Source organism: Streptomyces sp. NPDC054932, assembly GCF_053610205.1.
The window spans coordinates 1-2,163 of record NZ_JBSGXU010000376.1 but is presented as its reverse complement, the minus strand read 5'-3'; the positions used below and the strand labels follow the sequence as shown (position 1 = coordinate 2,163).

At 76.7% G+C, this 2,163-nt stretch carries 1 protein-coding gene; it reads right to left on the bottom strand.

The annotated features are described in order from the left end of the window. Positions 1–53: 53 nt before the first annotated feature. A complete protein-coding gene (locus tag ACWGE1_RS40900) occupies positions 54–1,952 on the bottom strand; it encodes a SpoIIE family protein phosphatase (RefSeq protein ID WP_453425543.1) in 1,899 nt (632 codons plus the stop codon). Positions 1,953–2,163 lie beyond the last annotated feature (211 nt).

Sequence of the window (2,163 nt, the reverse complement as noted above, 5' to 3'; positions counted from 1 at the left end):
CCGCAGCCTTCCTCGAAGGCTGCGGGGCGGCGGTCTTTCCACCGGTCGCAGGGTCAGCGGCGCTCTGGCGTCCCCGGCAGCGACAGCTCGAACCAGACGACCTTTCCGCTGCTGAGCCGCGTCGCGCCCCAGCGGCGGGCCATCCGGTTGACCAGGAACAGGCCGCGGCCGCCCTCGTCGGTGTCCCGCGCCCGGCGCTGCCGGGGCAGCTGCGGGGAGTCGTCGCCGACCTCGCAGCGCAGGACGTCCGTACGCAGCAGACGCAGGGTCACGGGCCGCTCCGCGTACCGCACGGCATTGGTGACCACCTCGCTGACCAGCAGCTCCAGCGAATCGCTCAGCTCCTCCAGACCCCATCGGGTCAGAGCGCGGCGGGCGAACCGGCGGGCCCGGCCCGGGGCGGTCTCCTCAGGGTCCAGGAACCAGTACGCGACGTCACTGGGCGCGATCCCGTCGAACCGGGCCGCGAGCAGCGCGATGTCGTCGTCCCGGTCGCCCGGGCCGAGCATGTCCAGGATGTCGTCGCACAGCGCCTCCAGCGGCGGCGGATGGTCCAGGCCGGTCAGCTGGGCGGTGGTGGCCAGGCGCTCGCGGAGCTGCTCGATGCCGGTCCACACGTCCCGCAGGCGGGACTCCACCAGGCCGTCGGTGTAGAGCAGCAGGGTGCCCCCGGCGGGCGCGTCCAGCTCCACGGCCTCGAAGTCCACGCCGCCCACGCCGATGGGCGCGCCGGGCGGCACCCGGAGTACCTCTGCGCGGCCGCCCAGATGGAGCAGGACGGGCGGCGGGTGGCCGGCGTTGGCGATGGTGATCCGGTGCGCGACGGGGTCGTAGACGGCGTACAGGCAGGTGGCCATCCGGTCGGAGCCGAGGCGCTGAGCCTGCTCGTCCAGGTGGTGCAGGACCTCGGCGGGCGGCAGGTCCAGCTGCGCGAGCGTCTGCGCGGTGGTGCGCAGCTGGCCCATGATCGCGGCGGAGGTCATGGAGTGGCCCATGACGTCGCCGACGACCAGCGCGACCCGGCTGCCGGGCAGCGGTATGGCGTCGTACCAGTCACCGCCGACCCGCGCCGTCTCGGCGGCGGGCAGGTAGCGGGAGGCCAGGCGCACCCCGGTGGGCTGCGGCAGGCTGTCGGGCAGCATGGTGCGCTGCAACTCGTCGGCGATGTAGGCCTCGCGGCCGTACAGGACGGCCTTGTCGATGCCGAGCGCGGTGTGGGTGGCCAGCTGGGCGGCGACCAGCAGGTCGTTCTGCTCGAAGGCCGGACGCTCGGGGCTGCGCAGGAAGACCGCGGCGCCGATCACCCGGCGGCGGCCGCGCAGGGGCGCGAGCACGGCCCGGTTGCCGCGCGGCAGCGGATGGTCCACGCCGAGCAGCTCGGGCAGCGCGGCCCGGGCGGCGGCGGAGGACCCGAAGACGGGCCGTACGCCGCGCAGCACCTCGGCGAGCGCGCCGCCGGGCCGGATCTCGCACAGCTCGGACGCGGGCAGGTCACCCTGCAGACCGAGCAGCGGCAACTGGCTGAAGTCGAGCTCGCCGGTGGCCCCCGCGGCCCCGGCGAGGTCCATCCCCGCGCCGATGGTGCTGCTGATGTCCGTCAGGTCGTCGATCGGCCGGAGCCGGTCGGTGCGCCGGAGCCTTAAAACGACCGGGCCGACGGGCCGCTCGTCGCCGACCGGGAGCGGGTCGCGCAGGTAGACGAGGATGGCGTCCGAGAAGGTCGGCACAGTGGCCCGGCACAGGCCCAGCACGATCTCGTCGAGGTCGATGCCGCGGGCGATGCGCCTCGTGGCGGCGCCGACGAACCGCAGCCGGTCGCCTTCGCGGCGCGCGGCGGTCACCTCTCCGGGGCCCCCGGCCGCTGCGGCGCTCCCGCCACCCCCGTGGCGTCCGGCTCCGCCGTCACCGCCCGCGGTGGTGCCGGCCGCGGGGAGGCTGCCGTCGTCGCTCATGTCGCCGCTCCCGCCGCGCGGGCGCGGGGCCTCGGCGGGACCGCCGTGCCCGGCCGCACCGATCGCCGGGTCGAGGGCGCTCGCACCGGGCCGGGGGCGGGCCGCGCCCTGGCCGGGCTCCGCCGCGGCCGGGACCTCGCCGGGGGCGGCCGCGTTGCGGCGGGGCCGGGGCAGCCCGGCGGAACCGCCCGCGCCCGCCGCGGAGCGGGCC

Excerpts from the sequence above, each read along its gene's own strand:
- ACWGE1_RS40900 (WP_453425543.1), bottom strand. The coding sequence starts at position 1,952 with ATGAGCGACGACGGCAGCCTCCCCGCGGCCGGCACCACCGCGGGCGGT.